The sequence below is a fragment of the Xanthomonas campestris pv. phormiicola genome, assembly GCA_025666215.1.
In the GTDB taxonomy this organism is placed as follows: Bacteria; Pseudomonadota; Gammaproteobacteria; order Xanthomonadales; family Xanthomonadaceae; genus Xanthomonas_A; species Xanthomonas_A campestris_A.
The window spans coordinates 3,564,555-3,583,081 of the sequence record CP102593.1; the positions used below are offsets into that span (position 1 = coordinate 3,564,555).

An 18,527-nucleotide genomic window follows, 5' to 3' on the forward strand; every position below is an offset into this window, starting at 1 on the left:
GGATCGGCGCTTGCAGCGATCGCATGGTGCAGTCAGCCGGAAGTGGGGATCGAATCCCGAATCCCAAATCCCCAATCCCGGCTTTCCACTCACACGGCTGCGGTGATCACGATCTCGATCTTCCAGTCCGGATTGGCCAGCTTGGCCTGCACGGTGGCGCGCGCCGGGGTGCTGCCCGGGCAGACCCAGGTTTCCCAGACCTTGTTCATCTCGGCGAACTCGGCCAGGTCGGTCATGTAGATCTCCGCGCGCAGCACCTTGCTCTTGTCGCTGGCGGCGCGCGCCAGCAGTTCGTCGATCGCCGCCAGGACCTGGCGGGTCTGGCCGGCGATGTCGGCGCTGGCGTCGTCGGCGATCTGCCCGGCCAGGTAGGCCACGCCGTTGTGCACGGTCATTTCCGACATGCGCGGGCCGGTATCGAATCGCTGGATCATGGGGCGGTGTCCTGAAGAGGGGAAACCGGGGCATTGTCGCGCGATTGCGCCAGGCCTGCAGGCCGCCACAGCCGGTAGGCGACCAGCAGCAGCCAGGCCAGGATCAGCACGATCGCCAGCTTCTGGGTCAGCCCGCGCGGCGGCGCGCGCCACAGCACATGCACCCACAGCGCCACGAACGCCGCCACCGCCAGGGCCACCACCGTGCCGGCATGGCCCTGCCACGGCGCCTGCCGGCGCAGCCAGGCGCTCTGCAGCAGCATCGCACTGGTCGCACACAGGAACGCGGTCTGCGCCGCCAGCGCATGCAGCAACGGCGCCAGCAGCGGCGCGCGCTGCGGCAGGTAGCTGTCGCCGATCGCCACCGCGCACAGGCCCAGCCCGGCGACCGCGAACAGCAGCAGCGGCGCGGCGCTGCGTGCCGGCGGCGGGGCCTGCGCATACAGGCCGGCGGCCAGCGCGACGATGCCCGCCGCCAGCAACACGTAGACAATCCGCAGCAACAGCCCGCCCGGACCGTGCAGGTACAGGCTCAGCGTCGCCTGCTGCCAGTGCAGGTCCGCGCGCAGCAGCTGCAGCGCCAGCGCCACGCCGAGGAACAGCAGGCACAGCAGCGTGGCGAGGGCGCCGGCGACGCGCGGCCAGCGCGGCGGCGCGGAGACGGGGGCCATGAGCGGCGGCATGGGCGTAGCTCCGGTTCGGGTCGATCGATGCGCTGCGCGGTTGCTGTCCGCGCCGGCGCCATCGGCACCCAACGACGCGGTGCCGACGTGCGATTCCACTATGATGCGCGTCGCCGGCGCCGCCGGTACAGCCCCAGGGCCTGTCAACGCTGCCGGGATAGGCCACGCCGTGCTTGCGCACGTGCGCGGCAAGGACGAAAAACGAGTGACCGCATGTCGATAAGTGAGCGCGTGATGACGCGGCCCCGTCCCCGCCCAGGCGCGGCCCGTCCCAACAACGCTGCGCGCCCGCGCGACGCCGCCGGCGTCCGTGCGCTGTTCCCCCTCTCCTTCGCTTACGCTCCCCTGCAATGACCGACGCCGCGCCTCCCGTTTCCCCGTCCCCCTCCGCCGCTGGCTGGCGCCGTGCGCTGCCGGTGGTGTTCAGCCTGGCGATCCTGGCGCTGGCGCTGCGCGCGCTGGCCACCGAGTTCAGCACCCACGGCTACGCCGCGATCCGCCATGCCTTCAACCAGCTCAGCGTCGGCCAGATCGCGCTGACCCTGCTGCTGGGGCTGAGCAGCTACGCCTGCCTGATCGGCTTCGACGCGGTCGGCCTGCACCGCAGCGGGCGCAAGCTGCATCCGATGCGGATCGGCGTCACCGCGTTCCTGGCGCACGCGGTCGGGCAGACCCTGGGCTTCGCCGCGCTCACCGGCGGCGCGGTGCGCCTGCGCGGCTACGGCCGGGTCGGGCTGAGCCTGGCCGAGATCGGCCAGGTGGTGCTGATGAGCACGCTCGGCTTCGTGTTCGGCGCCTGGCTGCTGCTGGCGCTTGCCCTGACCCTGGAACCGGCCTCGGCGGCGCTGGCGCTGCCGCTCGGCGCTTCGGCGGTGCGCGCGTTCGGCATCGCGCTGCTGGCCGGCTTCGGCCTGATGCTGGTGCTGGCCGGACGCGAAGGCCGCACCCTGCGCTGGCGCACCCACGAACTGTGGCTGCCGGACCGGCGCACCGCGCTCGGCGTGACCGCACTGAGCGTGGTCGAACTGGGCCTGGCCAGCGCCGCGTTCTACGTGCTGCTGCCGAACGAATCGGGGATCGAGTTCGTCGGCTTCGTCGGCCTGTACCTGGTCGCGGTGGTGGCCGGCCTGATGTCCACCGTGCCGGCCGGCCTGGGCGTGTTCGAATGGAGCCTGCTCAAGCTGCTGCCCGGCGTGGCCCCGGCCGCGGTGCTGGCCGCGGCGCTGATCTACCGCATCACCTACTACGTGGTGCCGCTGCTGCTGTCGGTGCTGATGGCCGCGGTCTCGGGCCTGCGCCGGCCGCTGGCGGCCAGCGCCGGCGGGGTGCGCGTGGCCTGGGGCACGCTGCGCCCGTGGCTGCCGCAGATCATCGCCATGGCGGTGTTCGCGGTCGGCGCGGCGCTGGTCATCGACGGCACCCTGCCGACGCCGAAGCGGCGCCTGGGCATGGCGCCGCTGTCGATCGTGGAGACCTCGCACCTGCTGGCCAGCCTCGGCGGCGTGGTGCTGCTGCTGATCGGCCAGGGCCTGCAGCGGCGCAGCCATGCGGCCTGGGTGCTGGCGATCGGCATCTGCGTGCTGCTGCCACTGCCGGCCTGGCTGCGCGGCGGCCACGCCTCGGTGGCGCTGTCCTCGCTGGTGGTGGCGGCCGGGCTGTGGGGCGCACGGCGCGAGTTCTACCGCCAGGGCGCGCTGCTCGACGAGGCCTGGTCGTGGCCATGGATCCGCAACCTGGGCCTGGTGCTGATCGCCACGGTGTGGCTGCTGTTCTTCGTCTACAGCCACGTCGAATACCAGAACGAACTGTGGTGGCAGTTCGCCACCTCGGCCAATGCCCCGCGCGCGCTGCGCGCGGTGCTGCTGGTCAGCGTGGCGGTGGTGGTGTTCGGGCTGGCGCGGCTGCTGCACAGCACGCGCTCGCCGCTGCCGGCGGCCGACCACGCGCAGCTGGACGCGCTGGCGCCGGTGCTGGCCGCGGCCACCGACACCCAGGCCTGCCTGGTGCTGACCGGCGACAAGGCGCTGCTGCACGCCGAGGACGGCCAGGGCTTCGTGATGATGCAGCGCTACGGCGGCTCGCTGGTGGCGATGGGCGATCCGGTGGGAGCGCCGGAGGTGGCGCGCGCGCTGATCTGGCGGTTCCGCGAAGAAGCCGACCGGCTGGGCCTGCGCCCGGTGTTCTACCAGGTCGGCGAGCAGCACTGGCAGACCTATCTCGACCTGGGCCTGACCCTGGTCAAGCTGGGCGAGGAAGCGATGGTGTCGCTGGAGGACTTCCACCTGGAAGGCCGCGACCGCGCCGACCTGCGCCAGGCCTGGAACCGCGGCAAGCGCAGCGGACTGAGCTTCCGCATCGTGCCGCTGGAGGAGATCGACGCGCTGATGCCGGTGCTGGCCGACGTCTCGCAGCAATGGCTGGAGGAAAAGGCCGGCGAAGAGAAGGGCTTCTCGCTGGGCAGCTTCGACCCGGCCTATCTGCGCCGTTTCCCGATCGCGGTGGTCGAGGCCGAGGGCAAGGTCGTGGCCTTCGCCAACCTGTGGCAGGCGCCGGCCGGACACGAGCTGTCGGTGGACCTGATGCGGCACATCGCCGATGCGCCGAAGGGCACCATGGATTTCCTGTTCATCGAATTGTTCCTGTGGGGCCGCGAACAGGGCTACAAGCGTTTCTCGCTGGGCATGGCGCCGCTGTCGGGGCTGGCCCAGCACCGCCTGGCCGGACGCTGGAACCGCTTCGGCAACCTGATCGTGCGCCACGGCGAGCGCTTCTACGGCTTCACCGGCCTGCGCCGCTTCAAGTCCAAGTTCGCGCCGGCCTGGCGCACCCGCTACCTGGCCGCGCCCGGCGGCATGCACCTGCCGGCGGCGCTGCTGGACGTGACGCGGCTGATTTCGCTGGATCCGCGTAAGCCCGATTGACGGCCGGGATTGGGGAGTGGGGATTTGGGATTGGTAGCCATTCGGCTGCGGAAACAGGGATTCGGGGACCTGGGAAGAGGTCTCTGCGGCAACGGTGGGTTTGTGGGAGGGGCTTCAGCCCCGACGCTTCAGCGGCACGGCGTCGGGGCTGAAGCCCCTCCCACGCATGCCGCTCTTGCGAATCCCAAATCCCCACTCCCCAATCCCGGCCGTCAATCGATGCGCTGCAGGATCTGCTTGGCCAGTTCCGCGTAGTCGCCCTTGAAGTGGTGGTCGCCGGGCAGCTTCACCAGCTGCGCGCCGCCGTGCGGCAGGTCCGGGCACAGTGCGTCGGTATCGTCCTCGCCGTAGATGCACAGGGTCTGCGCGCCCGGCATCTTCGCCACTTCCGGGGCGATCGGCAGGCCGTCGTCGCCGGAGCTGATCCAGTTGGACACGTGGAATTCGTAGTCGGCGGTCTTGCCCAGCGACAGCAGCGCGGTGGCCTGCACCTGCTCGCGCATCGCCGGCGGCAGCTGGTTGTAGGCCGCCGGCAGCACGTCGGCGCCCTGCGAGAAGCCGATCAGCACCACGCGTCCGCGCTGCCACAGGTGGCTGTAGTGGCGGTAGATCCGGTCCAGGTCGGTGGCGAAGCCCTGCGGGGTGCGCTCGCTCCAGAAGTAGCGCAGCGAATCCACGCCGACCACCGGGATGCCGGCCTGGGCCAGCGCACCGGCGACCTGCTGGTCGAGCCCGGCCCAGCCGCCGTCGCCGGAGACGAAGATCGCGAACACCTGGTCGTTGGCGTTGCCGGTGGCCGCTGCGCCGGCCGCGGCCGGCGCAGCCACTGCAGGCACCTCGACCACGGGCAGCCCGGCCAGGTCGACCGGCGTCGGCGGCAGGCTGACCCCGCGCTGCGCGCCCAGCGAACGCACCGCCGCGCGCAGTCCGGGCAGCGGATCGCCGCTGGCGCTGCGGCGGAACTGCCGCGCTTGCGGCACCTTCTGCACGAACGCATCGCTCTGCCGGGTGCAGCGGCGCTTGCCCGGCGCATCGATCGCCGCCAGCCACGGCAGCGGCAGCGTCGCCGGCTGCAGCGCGCGCGCCGGCGCGGTGATGCCGGCGCCGCAGATCTGGTCGTCCAGCACCTGCACCGGACAGAAATCCTCGGTGACCAGGCCGGCCAGCAGGTGCTTGGGCGCCTGCGCCGCGACCGCATAGGCCAGCGCGGCGCCGTCGCCATCGCCGACCAGCAGCGGCAGGCGGTAGGTCGGCACATGGTAGTAGGCCTGCACGTAGCGCGAGAAGTTCTCCACGTCGCCGGCGGAGAAGCCGCAGGTGCCGGGGATCTTGGCCAGCACCGCCTGCAGGTGCGCGCCATCGATCACCAACACCATCGCGCCATCGCCGCGCAGCGCCTCGATCTGGCGCATGCGCGCCGCCTCGCCGTGCTTGCCGCCGGCGAACCACAGCACCACGCGCTGCGCCTCGCCATGCGGCAGCAGCACCGGGACCTGTTCGAAGCGGCCGTGGCTGAGTTTCTCAGGGACCGCAGCCGGTGTCGCCGCTGGCGCGGCTGGCGCTGGCGCCGCTGCCGTCGTCGCAGGCGCCGCCGAGGCGGCAACCGCGGCGGCCAGGCCGGCCAACGCACATCCCCACATCCATCCGCCACGCATTCGCATCATCCGGCAATCCTGAAAAGGCGTGTAAAGATAATCCCGAACGGCGGCGGCGCGAAGCACGGCGCGGGCGCCGGTTCATGCGGGGTACGCCGGGACGTTGCACGCGGGGCCGGCGCGGCCGCCCGCAGGCGGGCGCTCACGCGCCCGGGTCGGCCTCGGGATGGCGCAGCCGCCACGCCGCCAGCGCCAGCCGATAGCGCGCCACTTCGTCGTTGTACAGGTCGTGGACGCACAGCGGGCAACCGCTGTTGCAGCAATCGCTGGGCAGCGGCGGCGGCGGCGCTTGCGGGCACGGATCGGCAGTGGCGGAATCGGGATCGGACATCACGGTGCGCGGCGGGTGGCACGCCAGCGGCGTGAACAGGTGCGCATTGTAGAACGCCGGCGCGGCCGGCTCAGCCGATCGCCTGGCGCAGGTTGGCGCGCGCCGCCGCGTCGTAGCGCGCATGGAACCAATCGCTGAGGAAGATGCGCGGCTGCGCCAGCACCGTCTTCAGGAACGCCCGGCGCTTGCGCCGGTACAGCCAGCCCGGCACCACGCCGCGGTATTCCTCGGCGATGGCGCGATCGTAGGCAGCGAAGCCGGCGGGATCGGCGCCGAGAATGGCCATGTCGCAATCCAGGAACAGCGCCGCCTCGGCATCCACCGCAGCGGCGGACAGTTGCCCATGCCGCGCCGTCAGTTCGATCAGCGCGGCGACCCGCGCCGCGTCCAGCCCCGCAGCGGGCAGCCACTGCGCGATCGCCGCCTGCGCCATGCGTGCCGACTGCGCCTCGTTGTCGCCACGCCCGGCCTGGTACACCGCGTCGTGGTAGAGCACGGCCAAATACACCTCGCGCGGCTGCCGCCAGCCCAACGCCGCGGCGACCTCGGCATAGTGGCCCAGCACCGCCTGCACGTGGCCGAAATGGTGATAGGCGCGCAGCGGCGTGGCATAGGCCGCCAGCAACTGCTCCCATTGCGCGGCGGGCAGGGTCAGCGGCGGCGCCGGTTCGCTCATCGCATCGCCTCGCCGCCGGCAGACGCAGGCCCGGCCGCATCCGCCGACAGCGGCCAGGTGGCCTCGTGCACATGGCGCCCCTGCCCTTGCACGCTGCGGATCAGGCTCAGCGCGGCGACCGTGCAGCGCAGGTCCGGCACGGTTTGCGGCGGCACTGTCTGCTCGTCGTAGCTCAGAGTGATATGCGGCACATAGGCCGCCTCGGCGCGCGCGGCCACGCCCTGGCGGCCGAGTTGCCGCTGCAGGGCCTCGCGCAGCCGGCGCAGCGCGGGCGGCTCGCCGTCGCCAAGCAACACCAGCGGCCGCGCGCGGGTGCGGCCGCCGAAGCTGGCGACCCGATCGAAACACAGTTCGAACGGCGCCTCGGCCACTGCCTGTCCTGCGGCATGCGCCTGCTGCAGCAGGCGCGGCGGGATGCCGGCGTACTCGCCGAGGTAATGCAGGGTCAGGTGCAGACGCTCGACCGGCAGCGCGCGACCGCGCAGGCCATGCTCGGCACGCAGGCGCTCGCCAATCGCGAACGCGCGCTGCGCGGTGGCCGGGTCCGGCAGCACGGCGAAGAACAGGCTCTCGTGCGGCGCCGGCGCAGCGAAGCCGAGCGAGAACTGCACGGTTGCGGAAGGACTATCGTGGGCCATCGGCAGGAGGCGGACGCCGCGGGCGATTCGGCGAAAGGACAAGGAGCGTCATGGTAGCAAGCGCGCTGCGCCACGCGCGCATTGGCGCCGAAAACGCAAAAAGCCGGCCGGACGGAGCCGGTCGGCCTTCGCATCTGTGCGGCACAGGCAGGCCGCGGTCTGCGAGGACCGCAGCGCGCGGTGCCGCGGGCGATGGCCGGGCGCGCGCCCGGCCTGCGGCTCAGGCCGCGTTCTTCATCGCCAGCTTGCGGTTGCGCATCACGTCGTGGCAGGCACGCACTTCCGGCAGCAGCTTGGCAGCGGCATCGCGTGCGGCAACCGGGGTGTCGCTGTCGGCGATGGTCTCGTTGAACGCCTTCAGCAGGCGGTCCTCGGATTCTTCCAGTTCGGCCACATAACCGTACTTGGTGTCGCCCAGCGCGGCGCGCACCTTGCCGTACATCTGTTGCATGCTGCCGACCAGGGTGCCGTGCTCGTCGGGCTTGCCGCCGACCGCCTGGACCACCGCGCTCAGGCTGCTGACGATATCGGACTTGACCCCGGCAATGCGCAGGAACAGCGCCGACAGCTCGGTATCGCCGACCTTCTGCGCCGCTTCTTCGTAGAACTGCTTGCCGTCGCGGGAGATGGCGATGAGGTCGTTGAGGCTGTGGGTGGTCTTGCTCTGAATGCTCATGGATGGAACTCCTTCTGCAATGGGCCGGCGAACATCGCGCAACGGGCACGTCGGGTCGTGTTCCCTGGACTTCGCTCGGCCGCGGTGTGAAGAGTTTTGCCGCGTTGCGTCGTGGGAGGGATGCTGGACGCCTGCGCATAAAGCACATGTGAGCCGAAACGCCTGCGTCCTCACGCGGCGCTGGCAGGCATGAACAGGCGTTCATCGCCGCCGCGTCGACATCGTGGCGATGCTTTCGCCAGATCCCCTGCGCATCGGCTGGGCACATCGAAAAAGCAGGGCCATCCAACGACGCGTACGCCGCTGCTCCACGGCGGCACTGGATGCATGGGCGCTTGCGTTCGCTACGAGCCCAGCCTTGCGCCAACCGCGTGTGAGGCCGAGCTTGCCGCCGGGATCACAGCTTGCAGCGACGTCGGCGCCCCCCTGGAGCGAGCGCCGCTCTCGCCGCAATGTTCGCGGACTCTCGCGCATTGCGACCCACTCCGCAGCCGTCGCCGATGTCGTAGCTCAGGCGCGCAAGGCGCGCAGCACCAATTCCGCAAAAAAATCACGCATCAAGATTCGGGCAAAGCCGCCGCTATCTTGAAACAGGCATTGGCGGGATACAGCACGCAGCGCGACTTGGCCTTGCACGTCGCTGCTCTGCCGCCGTTGCCAGTCTTCCTGCCTGCATGCCCTGCTCTTCGCGCCCTGCCGATGCCACACCAGGCCATCGCGCACCCCCACTTCCATCGGTAACCACCATGAACGGATTCCTGCAACGCTACAACGTCGGCGTGCGCCTTTCCTCCGCGTTCGGCCTGCTCATCCTGCTTTCCTGCGGGCTCGTCGTAGCGGGGCTGATCACCCTGGCGCAGTCGCGCACGCAGATGGAAAACATCGTCAAGCGCAACGCGATCCTGGCGTACGCCAACGAAATGCGCGAGGCTAGCTCGATCATCGCCATCAACCTGCGCAACATCGTCCTGCCGACTACGCAAGAGGACAATCTGCGCTTCGCCAAGATCGTCGAGCAGCAGCGCCAGCGCTACGAAAAAGTCCGCGACCAGCTCTATGCGATACCGGTCGCCGACAGCGCCGGCGCGGAGATGCGCAAGCAGATCGATCTCGGCTATCAGACCGCCAGCGCCGCCAATCAGCAGGTATTCGATCTGGGCATGAACAACAAGTCCGACGAGGCCCTCGCCACGTTGATGAAGCTGGCGGCGCCGGCCACCCAGCGGTGGCAGGATGCGATCAACACGTATTCGGAGCGGCAGCGCCAGCGCGGCACGGCCGCCTATGTCGTGGCCAATGCCGCGATGGACCGCGGCCGGGCCCTGCTGGTCGCAGGCGGCGTCATCGTGATCCTGATCAGCAGCGTGCTGGCCTGGCTGATCACCCGCAGCCTGACCGCACCGCTGAACCGCGCCACGCGCACCGCCGAAGCGATCGCGCGCGGCCAGCTGGACAACGACATCAAGACCGATGCCAAGGACGAAACCGGCCGGCTGCTGACCGCGATGCAAAGCATGCAGTTGCAGTTGCGCAACCTGATCGATGCGCAGCTGGACATGGCCAGGCGCCACGATGCCGGCGAAATCAGCCATCGCATCGATGCGCAGGCGTTCCCCGGCGACTACGGACGCATGGCGGCGGAAACCAATGCCGTGGTCGGCGCGCACGTGTCGGTGCAGATGAAGCTGGCGCAGATCATGGGCCGCTATGCGATCGGCGACCTCAGCCAGGACATGGACCGCCTGCCCGGCGAGAAGGCAGCGTTCACCCAGACCATGGACGAGGTGAAGGGCAACCTGTCGGCGATGAACGGCCAGATCAGGCAGCTGGCGCAGTCCGCCGCCGACGGCGACTTCAGCGCGCGCGGCGATGCCGAGCGTTTCCAGTTCGATTTCCGGGTCATGGTCGAGAGCCTCAACCAGCTGATGACCACCGCCGACGGCAATCTGCAGTCCTTGTCGGCGTTGCTGCAATCCATCGCCAACGGCGACCTGACCGCGCGCATGCACGGCGAGTTCCGCGGCGTGTTCGCGCAGATGCGCGACGACGCCAATGCCACGGCGCACCAGCTGTCGGAAATCGTCGGCCGGATCAAGCACTCGGCGGTGTCGATCAACGCCGCGGCCAGCGAGATCGCCGCCGGCAACGACGACCTGTCGCGGCGCACCGAGCAGCAGGCGGCGAGCCTTGAAGAAACCGCCGCGTCGATGGAAGAGCTGACCTCCACAGTCAAGCAAAATGCCGACCATGCGCGCCAGGCCAACCAGCTCGCGGTCGGTGCGGCCGCGGTCGCCTCCGAAGGCGGCGACGTGGTCGGCCAGGTGGTGACCACGATGAGCGGGATCGAGGCCTCCTCGAAGAAGATTGCCGACATCATCAGCGTCATCGACGGCATCGCGTTCCAGACCAACATCCTGGCGCTCAACGCCGCGGTGGAGGCGGCGCGCGCCGGCGAGCAGGGCCGCGGTTTCGCCGTCGTCGCCAGCGAGGTGCGGACGCTGGCCCAGCGCTCGGCCGGCGCGGCCAAGGAGATCAAGAGCCTGATCGACGACTCGGTCGGCCAGGTCGCCAACGGTTCGACGCTGGTGCGCCAGGCCGGCCAGACCATGAGCGAGATCGTGTCCTCGGTGCAGCGCGTCACCGACATCATGGCCGAGATTTCCTCGGCCTCGCAGGAGCAGTCGGCCGGCATCGAGCAGGTCAACCAGACCGTGACCCAGATGGACGAGAGCACGCAGCAGAATGCGGCCCTGGTGGAAGAGGCCAGCGCCGCGGCGCGGTCGATGGAGCAGCAGGCGACCGAACTGGCGCAGGCGGTGGCCCTGTTCAAGCTGGAAGACGGCGCAGCGCCGGCGCGCCAGCCGACCCGGGCGCTGGCGCCGAAGCCGAAGAGTGCCACCCGTCCGGCCGCGGCTGCCGTGCCGTCCGCGGCGCGACGCCCGCAGCCGGCCGCCGCGCTGGCCACGGACAAGGACTGGCAGGAGTTCTGATCGGCAAGTCCTGGTGTTGGCCGCCCTCCAGCGCGAGGGCGGCGCGTCGGCCCCGGCAACGCCTGCGACCGATCGCTATCGCGCGCAGACCGGCGCAGGTACGGAGTAGAACGGCCCCTGAAGCGCCAGCCGGCGCTCCAGCATCCAAGCCGGCGCCTCCGGGCAGCGCCACGACGCCGGCAAAGGACTATATTCGCGGCGAGCCCCCATTCCGGGTCGCCGCGAGGTGCGCCATGTTCGGTTGGACCGCATTCGCCCTGGTCGCCGCGACGGCGATCGTGCCACCGCCCGCGCCGCCCGCAGCGGACCAGATCATGCGTGTCCCGCCTGCGCTGCATGCGCTGGTGCAACAGCGCGTTGATGTACATGCCCCGCGCGAACAACGCCTGCAGCAACTGGTGCGGCTGACCTTCGATGCCGACGGCCTGGATCTGCAGTACGACGCCAAGGCCACCCACAGCATCGCCGAGACCTACGCCACGCGCCGCGTCAATTGCCTGTCCTTCACCCTGCTGTTCGTGGCCCTGGCGCGCGACGTCGGGCTGGACGCACAGGTGGAGGAAGTGGGCCGGGTGCTGAGCTGGTACCAGGACGGCGACGCGCTGTACAACGCCGGCCACGTCAACGTCGGCGTGCGCATCGACGGGCGCCACGCCAGCATCGACCTGGACCGCAGCGTGCTGATGGACCGGCGCGGCCCGCAGCCGATCTCCGACCGCCGCGCGCTGGCCCACTACTACAACAACCGCGGCGCCGAACTGATGGCCGACGGCGCCCTGCCCGCCGCGCAACAGCATCTGCAGATGGCGCTGCAGATGGACCGCGACTTCGCCGCCGCCTGGAACAACCTCGGCGTGCTGACGCTGCGCCAGGGCGACCCGCAGGCGGCCGCGCAGGACTACGCGACCGCGCTGGCGGTCGACCCCAACCATATGTCCGCACTGTCCAACGCCGCCATCCTGTACCGGCGCCTGGGCGATGGCCGGCGCGAGGCGGCGATGCTGGCGCGACTGCAACGCGTGCAGCTGACCGACCCGTTCCAGCAGTATCTGCTCGGCAACGAGGCGGAGCGGCGCCAGGACTACGCCGCGGCGATCGGCTACTACCGGCATGCGCTGCGGCTGTACGACGGCGCGGACCTGCTCTATTTCGCCCTGGCCCGCGCGTATCTGCTCAACGGCGACACGCGCCGCGCGAACACGGCGCTGCAGCAGGCGCTGGCGCACGCCGACAAGACCGCGCAGCCGCGCTATCAGGCCAAGCTGGATGCGTTGCGGCGGCTGTCGCACAACGCGCAGGCGCAGCGCTGAGTCCCGCCGGGCGCGTCAGGCACGCCACCGCGCGTGCAACAAATAGCCAGGCGCGCAACGGCGCACGCAGCGCGTGGAACGTCGAAACGCGCTCCTGCGCTCTCAGCCAGCCGTCGCCAAGCGCTGCGCACGGCGCGCGTCGTGCCGCGCCCACAGGTACACCAGCAGGCCGCCCAGCGCCGCCGCGGCGCCGACGTAGCCGGTCGAGGTCCAGCCCAGGCCGGCGCTGATCGCGATCCCGCCCATCCACGGGCCCAGCGCGTTGGCCAGGTTGAACGCGGCATGGTTGGACGCCGCGGCCAGGGTCTGCGCCTCGCTGGCCACGTCCATCAGCCGGGTCTGCAGCACCGGCGCCAACGCGCCCATGGTGCCGACCGCGACCACCGCCGGCAGCACCGCCCACGGCGAGTGCGCGGTCAGCGGCCAGGCCAGCAGCACCGCCATCGACCACAGCAGCACCAGCGGCACCGCACGGAACTGCAGCCGGTCGAACAGCCAACCGCCGGCGAGGTTGCCGAGCAGGCCGCCGAAGCCGAACGCGCACATCGCGAACGGGATCCAGCGTTCGGACACGCCGGTGACCTGGGTCAGGGTCGGCGCCAGATAGCTGAACACGCAGAACATGCCGGCGAAGCCGACCGAGCCGATGCCCAGCGCCAGCCACACCTGCGGCCGGTTGAACGCGCGCAGTTCGCGCAGCGGCTGCTGCCGCGGCTCCTGCGGATCGGCCGGCAGCAGGCGCATGACCAGCACCACCGTCAGCACCGCGATCGCCGCCACCAGCGCATACGCATAGCGCCATTGCGCCACCTGGCCCAGCCAGGTCGCCAATGGATTGCCGACCAGCACCGCCAGATTGAGACCGAGCAGCACCCGGCTCACCGCCGCACCGCGCTGGTCGGGGCGGCTGATCGACGCAGCGACCAGCGTGGCCACGCCGAAATAGGCACCATGCGGCAGGCCGGCGATGAAGCGCACCAGCAGCATGCTGTGATAGTCCGGCGCCAGCGCACTGGCCAGGTTGCCGACCGCATAGAAGCCCATCAGCGCCAGCAGCAGCGTGCGCCGCGGCCAGCGCGCGCCGACGATCGCCAGCAGCGGCGCGCCGACCACCACGCCCAGCGCGTAGGCGCTGATCAGGTGCCCGACCTGCGGCTCGTCGATCGCCAGCCCGCGCGCGATGGACGGCATCAGCCCCATCGTGGAGAACTCGCTGGTGCCGATCGCGAAGCCACCCATCGCCAGCGCGAACAGGATCAGCACGTAGCCGCGGCGCGACAGCGGCGTCGGGGAAGTGGCGGGAATGGACATGCCCGGAGCCTGGATCGAGAAGGGCCGCTCATTATTGTGCATCGCAGCATGCAGGTGAACCCGAGCGCGTGCAACGCCGCGTTGCGCCGCGCCATCGCAAGCGCGCCTGCGCATGCCGGTCCGCGAACGGCAACGCACTGTCCCATCGGCGTTCCGGCGAAACCATCGGCGCCGCCCCCATGTCTGCAGTGCACACGCTCGGCGCCGGCAGCGCCGCGCCGTGTCCCGCCTTTTTCCATCGACAGAGACCCCCCACCGATGACCGCTCCTGCTTCCCCCCTGTTCACCCCGCTGCGCCTGGGCGCGATCGAACTGGCCAACCGCATCGTGATGGCGCCGTTGACCCGCAACCGCGCCGAAGGCGAAGGCCGCATCCCCTCGCCGCTGGCCGCCACCTATTACGGCCAGCGCGCCAGCGCCGGGCTGATCGTCGCCGAGGCCACCCAGATCAGCCCGATGGGCCAGGGCTACATGGATACCCCCGGGATCTACAGCCAGGCGCAGGTCGCCGCCTGGCAGACCGTCACCGCCGAGGTGCACCGCCGCGGCGGCAGGATCGTGCTGCAGCTGTGGCACGTCGGCCGCATCTCCCACGTCAGCCTGCTGCCGGACGGCGCCGCGCCGGTGGCGCCGAGCGCGTTGCGCGCCAACGCCAAGACCTATACCGCCGAGGGCTTCAGCGACGTCTCCGCGCCGCGCGCGCTGCGCCTGGACGAGATCCCCGCACTGATCGAGGACTACCGCCACGCCGCACGCAACGCCATCGCCGCCGGCTTCGACGGGGTGGAAGTGCACGCCGCCAATGGTTACCTGATCGACCAGTTCCTGCGCGACGGCAGCAACCGGCGCGACGACGCCTACGGCGGCAGCATCGAGAACCGCACCCGGCTGCTGTTCGAGGTGGTGCAGGCGGTGGCGCAGGAAATCGGCGCCGAGCGCACCGGCGTGCGCCTGTCGCCGGTGACCCCGGCCAACGACGCGCACGACAGCGACCCGCAGCCGCTGTTCGAACGCGCGGTCGAGCGCCTGGATCCGCTCGGCCTGGCCTTCCTGCACGTGATCGAGGGCGCCACCGGCGGCCCGCGCGACAACATCGCCTTCGACTACGCCGCGCTGCGCGCCAGGTTCCGCGGTCCGTGGCTGGTCAACAACGGCTACGACAAGGCCCTGGCCGAGCGGGTGCTCGGCTCGGGCGCTGCCGATGCGGTCGCGTTCGGGCGCCCGTTCATCGCCAACCCGGACCTGGTGGAACGGCTGCGCCGCGATGCGCCGCTCAACCCGCTGGATGCCGATACGCTCTACGGCGGCGGCGCCAAGGGCTACACCGACTACCCGACGCTGGACTGAGCCCGGCGTGCGACGGCGGCACGGCAGGCGTGCCGCCGTCGCGCCTCAATGCACCCAGGCCATGGCTGGGGTGGCGCGATCCCACCGGTCGCGCCGGCAGGCGCTACAGGATCAGCCGTTCGCTGAGGTAATCGATGAACACGCGCAATTTCGGCAGCACGTGCCGGCCCGATGGCCACAGCAGGTGGAAGGTGCCGTCGGCGGCGACATAGTCGTCCAGCAGCGTGCGCAGCGCGCCGTTGGCCACCGCATCGCGTACCGAATGCTCCGGCAGCAGGGCGATGCCGCAGCCGCGCAGGGCGAAGCTCAGGCGCGTTTCGATGCTGTTGCAGACCATCGACACCGGCAACCGCAGGCCGGCGCCCGCCGCGCCCATCGGCCAGGCCTCCAGGCGCCCGCTGCTGCGGAAGCGGTAATGCAGGCACTGGTGGGCCAGCAGATCGGCCGGCACGAGCGGCGTGCCGCAGCGCCGCAGGTAATCCGGCGCGGCCACCAGGCAGCGCCGGAAACCGCCCAGGCGTCTGGACGCCAGGCGCGAGTCGTCGGGTTCGGCCACGCGCAGCACCGCATCGAAACCGTCCTCGATCACGTCCACCAGGCGGTCGTCGAAATCCAGGTCCAGTTGCACCTGCGGATAGGCGCGCATGAAGTCGGCGAGCACCGGCAGCAGCACGTTGTTGTTCATCGGCAGGCTGACCCGCAGCCGTCCCTTCGGCGTGGCCGCATGGCTGCCCAGTTCGCTGCGCGCCGCCTCGGCCTCGGCCAGGATGCGCCGGCAGCGCGGCAGGAACAGCTGGCCTTCCGCGGTCAGGGTCTGGCTGCGGGTGCTGCGATGGAACAGGCGCACGCCCAGCGCGCGCTCCAGCCGCGCCACGCTCTTGGCCATCGCCGAGGCGGACACGCCCAGCACCCGCGCCGCCTCGGCGAAGCCGCCGCTCTCCACCACCTGCATGAAGCCGCGCAGGCTGCCCAGACTGTCCATCGCGCCCCTCCATTGCGGACATTTGCGTCCGTGTAGCCAGGAACTCTACCCGCCTTTTTCCGCAATCGACATGCGCCCACGCTGCAGCTCCCACCATCGCGAGTTGCGCCAATGTCCCTGTCCCCCGCCGTCGACTCCCCTGCCCCGGCACCTGCGCCGGCACTTTCGCCGGCACAGGCCGCCCCGCTCGATGCCGCGCTCGATGCGGCGCTGCGCGAGCAGCGTCTGGTCGGCGCGGTGGTGCTGGTCGCGCACGCGGGCCACTGCGTCTATCGCCGCGCCGCCGGCTGGGCCGACCGCGAGGCGCGGCGGCCGATGCGCGAGGACACCACGTTCCGGCTGGCCTCGGTCAGCAAGCTGGTCGCCGCCAGCGCGGCGCTGGCGCTGGTCGCACAGGGCCGGCTGCAGCTGGATGCGCCGATCGCGCGCTGGCTGCCCTGGTTCCGTCCCGCGTTGCCCGACGGGCGGGTGCCGGACATCAGCCTGCGCCAGTTGCTCAGCCACAGCGCCGGGCTCGGCTACCGCTTCCTCGAACCGGCGGATGGCGCGCATGCGCGCGCCGGCGTGTCCGACGGCATGGACAACAGCGGCCTGCGCCTGGAGGAGAACCTGCGCCGCCTGGCGCAGGTGCCACTGCAGTACGCGCCCGGTGCCGGCTGGGGCTATTCGCTGTCGATCGATGTCGCCGGCGCACTGCTGCAGGCGGCCAGCGGCCAGCCGTTGCCGCAGCTGGTGCGCACACTGGTCACCGCGCCGCTGGGCATGCACGCCACCGCCTTCCATGCCGAGGATGCGGCGCGGCTGGCGGTGCCCTACGCCAACGGCGACCCGGCGCCGCATCGGCTCGGCGAGGGCGAAGTGGTCGCGCCGTTCGCGGACAGCGCCGGCATCGTGTTCCATCCTTCGCGCGCGCTGGATCGGCATGCGTTCGCGTCGGCCGGTGCCGGCATGGTCGGCAGCGCCGACGATGTGCTGCGCCTGCTCGAGGCGTTGCGCCGCGGCGGTGCGCCGTTGCTGCCGGCCGCGCTGGTGGCGGAGATGGGACGCGCGCAGGCCGGCGACCTCGGCCCGCCGGATGGGCCCGGTTGGGGCTACGGCCTTGGCTTCTCGGTACTGCGCGACCCGGCGCCGACCGCGACTCCGGAAGCGCCCGGCAGCTGGCGCTGGGGCGGCGCCTACGGCCATAGCTGGTTCGTCGATCCGGCACGGCAGCTGAGCGTGGTGGCGCTGACCAACACGCTGTACGAAGGCATGTCCGGTGCGTTCGTCACCGACCTGCGCGACGCGGTCTACGCCGCCGTGCCCGGGGCCGCGGCGTGAACCGCGACACCGCCGCGGCGTGCGCGACCGCGCCGGCCACGGCAGCGGCGGCATGCGCGCGCACTGCGCACCAGCAGGCAACGGCCGCGGCGCGGCCGCGCCTGCCGTGGGCCGGCCTGCTGGCGCTGGCCTGCGCCGGCTTCGTCACCATCCTCACCGAAACCTTGCCCGCCGGCCTGCTGCTGCCGATGGCCGTGGGCCTGGGCGTCGGCGAGGCCTGGATCGGGCAACTGGTCAGCCTCTACGCACTGGGGTCGCTGCTGGCCGCGATCCCGCTGACCGCCGCGACCCGGCACCGCCGCCGGCGGCCATTGCTGCTGCTCGCCATTGCCGGCTTCGGCATCGCCAATAGCGTGACCGCGGTTGCGTCCAGCTATGCGCTGATCCTCGCCGCACGCTGCGTCGCCGGGATCAGCGCCGGGCTGCTGTGGGCGCTGCTGGCCGGTTATGCGAGCCGCCTGGTGCCGGCGGCGCAGCAGGGCCGCGCGATCGCGGTGGCGATGCTGGGCACGCCGCTGGCGCTGGCGCTGGGCGTGCCCGCCGGCACCCTGCTGGGCCAGCACCTGGGCTGGCGCTGGAGCTACGCTGCGATGTCGCTGCTGAGCGTGGCCCTGCTCGGCTGGGTGCGCGCGGCGCTGCCGGATCTCGCCGGCCAAGCGGCGACGGTGCCGGCGTTGCGCCTGCGCCAGGTGGTGGCGCTGCCCGGCGTGGCCCAGGTGCTGGCGGTGATGCTGGTGTTCGTGCTGGCGCACAACCTGCTCTACACCTACATCGCACCGGTCGTGGCCATGGCCGGCGGCGATCCCGCGCTGGAGCGCTGCCTGCTGCTGTTCGGGCTGGCGGCGCTGGGCGGGATCGTCCTGATCGGCGTGCTGATCGACCGCTGGATGCGGCCGCTGGTGCTGGCGAGCGTCGCCGCGTTCGGGCTGGCGGCGCTGGCGATGGCGCTGTGGCCGCGCACGCCGGCGCTGCTGAGCCTGGCGATCGTGCTGTGGGGGCTGGCGTTCGGCGGCTGCGCGACGCTGTTCCAGACCGCCATCGCGCGCCGTGCCGGCGACGCCGCCGACCTGGCGCAGGCGCTGGTGGTCACCGGCTGGAATCTGGCGATCGCCGGCGGCGGCCTGGTCGGCGGGATGCTGCTGCAGCGCTACGGCGCCGCCAATCTGCCGTGGGCGCCGGTGCTGCTGCTGGCCCTGACCGCGGTCCTGGCATGGCCGCGACGCGCCTGGCGGGCGCGCGCGAACGCCTGACGC

16 protein-coding genes are annotated in these 18,527 nt (G+C 71.4%); 6 read left to right on the forward strand and 10 right to left on the reverse strand.

Annotation, left to right across the window (positions count from 1 at the left end):
* Positions 1-89 precede the first annotated feature (89 nt).
* Together NRY95_14765 and NRY95_14770 are read right to left on the reverse strand one after the other, a co-directional pair.
* On the reverse strand, positions 90-434 hold the full coding sequence (locus tag NRY95_14765) for a RidA family protein (protein UYC14986.1): 345 nt from the start codon (positions 432-434) through the stop codon (positions 90-92).
* Positions 431-1,117 (reverse strand): DUF998 domain-containing protein, encoded by a 687-nt coding sequence (locus NRY95_14770; GenBank protein UYC14987.1) that lies wholly within the window; start codon positions 1,115-1,117, stop codon positions 431-433. The genes NRY95_14765 and NRY95_14770 overlap by 4 nt, the downstream gene beginning before the upstream one ends.
* Positions 1,118-1,467: 350 nt before the next feature.
* Here NRY95_14770 and mprF point away from each other — a divergent pair, with 350 nt between their 5' ends.
* Positions 1,468-4,038: a bifunctional lysylphosphatidylglycerol flippase/synthetase MprF gene (gene mprF, locus NRY95_14775; protein ID UYC14988.1), complete on the forward strand. Its 2,571-nt coding sequence runs from the start codon at positions 1,468-1,470 to the stop codon at positions 4,036-4,038.
* A 212-nt stretch (positions 4,039-4,250) separates the two neighbouring features.
* Here the strand turns inward: mprF and NRY95_14780 are convergent, their stop codons facing one another.
* From NRY95_14780 to NRY95_14805, 6 genes are all read right to left on the reverse strand, one after another.
* Positions 4,251-5,702, reverse strand: coding sequence for a virulence factor family protein (locus NRY95_14780; protein UYC14989.1), 1,452 nt, complete (start codon positions 5,700-5,702; stop codon positions 4,251-4,253).
* A gap of 133 nt (positions 5,703-5,835) precedes the next feature.
* Positions 5,836-6,024 (reverse strand): oxidoreductase-like domain-containing protein, encoded by a 189-nt coding sequence (locus NRY95_14785; protein UYC14990.1) that lies wholly within the window; start codon positions 6,022-6,024, stop codon positions 5,836-5,838.
* 70 nt (positions 6,025-6,094) lie between these two features.
* Positions 6,095-6,700: a hypothetical protein gene (locus NRY95_14790; GenBank protein UYC14991.1), complete on the reverse strand. Its 606-nt coding sequence runs from the start codon at positions 6,698-6,700 to the stop codon at positions 6,095-6,097.
* The gene (locus NRY95_14795; GenBank protein UYC14992.1) at positions 6,697-7,338 is read right to left on the reverse strand and encodes a 2'-5' RNA ligase family protein; all 642 of its coding nucleotides are present in this window, start codon (positions 7,336-7,338) and stop codon (positions 6,697-6,699) included. Before NRY95_14795 ends, NRY95_14790 begins: the two co-directional genes overlap by 4 nt.
* A gap of 220 nt (positions 7,339-7,558) precedes the next feature.
* On the reverse strand, positions 7,559-8,014 hold the full coding sequence (locus tag NRY95_14800; protein UYC14993.1) for a PA2169 family four-helix-bundle protein: 456 nt from the start codon (positions 8,012-8,014) through the stop codon (positions 7,559-7,561).
* Positions 8,015-8,524: 510 nt separating this feature from the next.
* Positions 8,525-8,749 carry a hypothetical protein gene (locus tag NRY95_14805; GenBank protein UYC14994.1) on the reverse strand — a complete coding sequence of 75 codons (225 nt, stop codon included), beginning with the start codon at positions 8,747-8,749 and terminating at the stop codon, positions 8,525-8,527.
* Positions 8,750-8,760: 11 nt separating this feature from the next.
* Here NRY95_14805 and NRY95_14810 point away from each other — a divergent pair, with 11 nt between their 5' ends.
* Complete coding sequence (locus NRY95_14810) at positions 8,761-11,004, forward strand: methyl-accepting chemotaxis protein (GenBank protein ID UYC14995.1); 2,244 nt, start codon at positions 8,761-8,763, stop codon at positions 11,002-11,004.
* 314 nt (positions 11,005-11,318) lie between these two features.
* The gene (locus NRY95_14815; protein ID UYC14996.1) at positions 11,319-12,314 is read left to right on the forward strand and encodes a UDP-N-acetylglucosamine-peptide N-acetylglucosaminyltransferase; all 996 of its coding nucleotides are present in this window, start codon (positions 11,319-11,321) and stop codon (positions 12,312-12,314) included.
* A 102-nt stretch (positions 12,315-12,416) separates the two neighbouring features.
* Here NRY95_14815 and NRY95_14820 read toward each other — a convergent pair whose 3' ends face one another.
* A complete protein-coding gene (locus NRY95_14820; protein ID UYC14997.1) occupies positions 12,417-13,625 on the reverse strand; it encodes an MFS transporter in 1,209 nt (402 codons plus the stop codon).
* 258 nt (positions 13,626-13,883) lie between these two features.
* Between NRY95_14820 and NRY95_14825 the strand changes: the two genes are divergently transcribed.
* Positions 13,884-14,972, forward strand: a complete 1,089-nt coding sequence (locus NRY95_14825; protein ID UYC14998.1) for an alkene reductase — start codon at positions 13,884-13,886, stop codon at positions 14,970-14,972.
* Positions 14,973-15,075: 103 nt separating this feature from the next.
* Here the strand turns inward: NRY95_14825 and NRY95_14830 are convergent, their stop codons facing one another.
* Positions 15,076-15,954, reverse strand: a complete 879-nt coding sequence (locus NRY95_14830; protein ID UYC14999.1) for a LysR family transcriptional regulator — start codon at positions 15,952-15,954, stop codon at positions 15,076-15,078.
* 111 nt (positions 15,955-16,065) lie between these two features.
* Here NRY95_14830 and NRY95_14835 point away from each other — a divergent pair, with 111 nt between their 5' ends.
* Both NRY95_14835 and NRY95_14840 read left to right on the forward strand, forming a co-directional pair.
* Complete coding sequence (locus tag NRY95_14835) at positions 16,066-17,274, forward strand: beta-lactamase family protein (protein ID UYC15000.1); 1,209 nt, start codon at positions 16,066-16,068, stop codon at positions 17,272-17,274.
* Between the two features lie 101 nt (positions 17,275-17,375).
* Positions 17,376-18,524 carry an MFS transporter gene (locus tag NRY95_14840; GenBank protein ID UYC18597.1) on the forward strand — a complete coding sequence of 383 codons (1,149 nt, stop codon included), beginning with the start codon at positions 17,376-17,378 and terminating at the stop codon, positions 18,522-18,524.
* Positions 18,525-18,527: the final 3 nt, after the last annotated feature.

Bases quoted from the DNA above. Each gene is read 5' to 3' on its own strand.
- NRY95_14770 (UYC14987.1), bottom strand. From the start codon at position 1,117: ATGCCGCCGCTCATGGCCCCCGTCTCCGCGCCGCCGCGCTGGCCGCGC.
- NRY95_14830 (UYC14999.1), bottom strand. From the start codon at position 15,954: ATGGACAGTCTGGGCAGCCTGCGCGGCTTCATGCAGGTGGTGGAGAGC.
- NRY95_14790 (UYC14991.1), bottom strand. From the start codon at position 6,700: ATGAGCGAACCGGCGCCGCCGCTGACCCTGCCCGCCGCGCAATGGGAG.
- NRY95_14780 (UYC14989.1), bottom strand. From the start codon at position 5,702: ATGATGCGAATGCGTGGCGGATGGATGTGGGGATGTGCGTTGGCCGGC.
- NRY95_14810 (UYC14995.1), top strand. From the start codon at position 8,761: ATGAACGGATTCCTGCAACGCTACAACGTCGGCGTGCGCCTTTCCTCC.
- NRY95_14795 (UYC14992.1), bottom strand. From the start codon at position 7,338: ATGGCCCACGATAGTCCTTCCGCAACCGTGCAGTTCTCGCTCGGCTTC.
- NRY95_14815 (UYC14996.1), top strand. From the start codon at position 11,319: ATGCGTGTCCCGCCTGCGCTGCATGCGCTGGTGCAACAGCGCGTTGAT.
- NRY95_14765 (UYC14986.1), bottom strand. From the start codon at position 434: ATGATCCAGCGATTCGATACCGGCCCGCGCATGTCGGAAATGACCGTG.
- NRY95_14835 (UYC15000.1), top strand. From the start codon at position 16,066: ATGTCCCTGTCCCCCGCCGTCGACTCCCCTGCCCCGGCACCTGCGCCG.
- NRY95_14805 (UYC14994.1), bottom strand. From the start codon at position 8,749: ATGGAAGTGGGGGTGCGCGATGGCCTGGTGTGGCATCGGCAGGGCGCG.
- NRY95_14825 (UYC14998.1), top strand. From the start codon at position 13,884: ATGACCGCTCCTGCTTCCCCCCTGTTCACCCCGCTGCGCCTGGGCGCG.
- NRY95_14820 (UYC14997.1), bottom strand. From the start codon at position 13,625: ATGTCCATTCCCGCCACTTCCCCGACGCCGCTGTCGCGCCGCGGCTAC.
- mprF (UYC14988.1), top strand. From the start codon at position 1,468: ATGACCGACGCCGCGCCTCCCGTTTCCCCGTCCCCCTCCGCCGCTGGC.
- NRY95_14800 (UYC14993.1), bottom strand. From the start codon at position 8,014: ATGAGCATTCAGAGCAAGACCACCCACAGCCTCAACGACCTCATCGCC.
- NRY95_14785 (UYC14990.1), bottom strand. From the start codon at position 6,024: ATGTCCGATCCCGATTCCGCCACTGCCGATCCGTGCCCGCAAGCGCCG.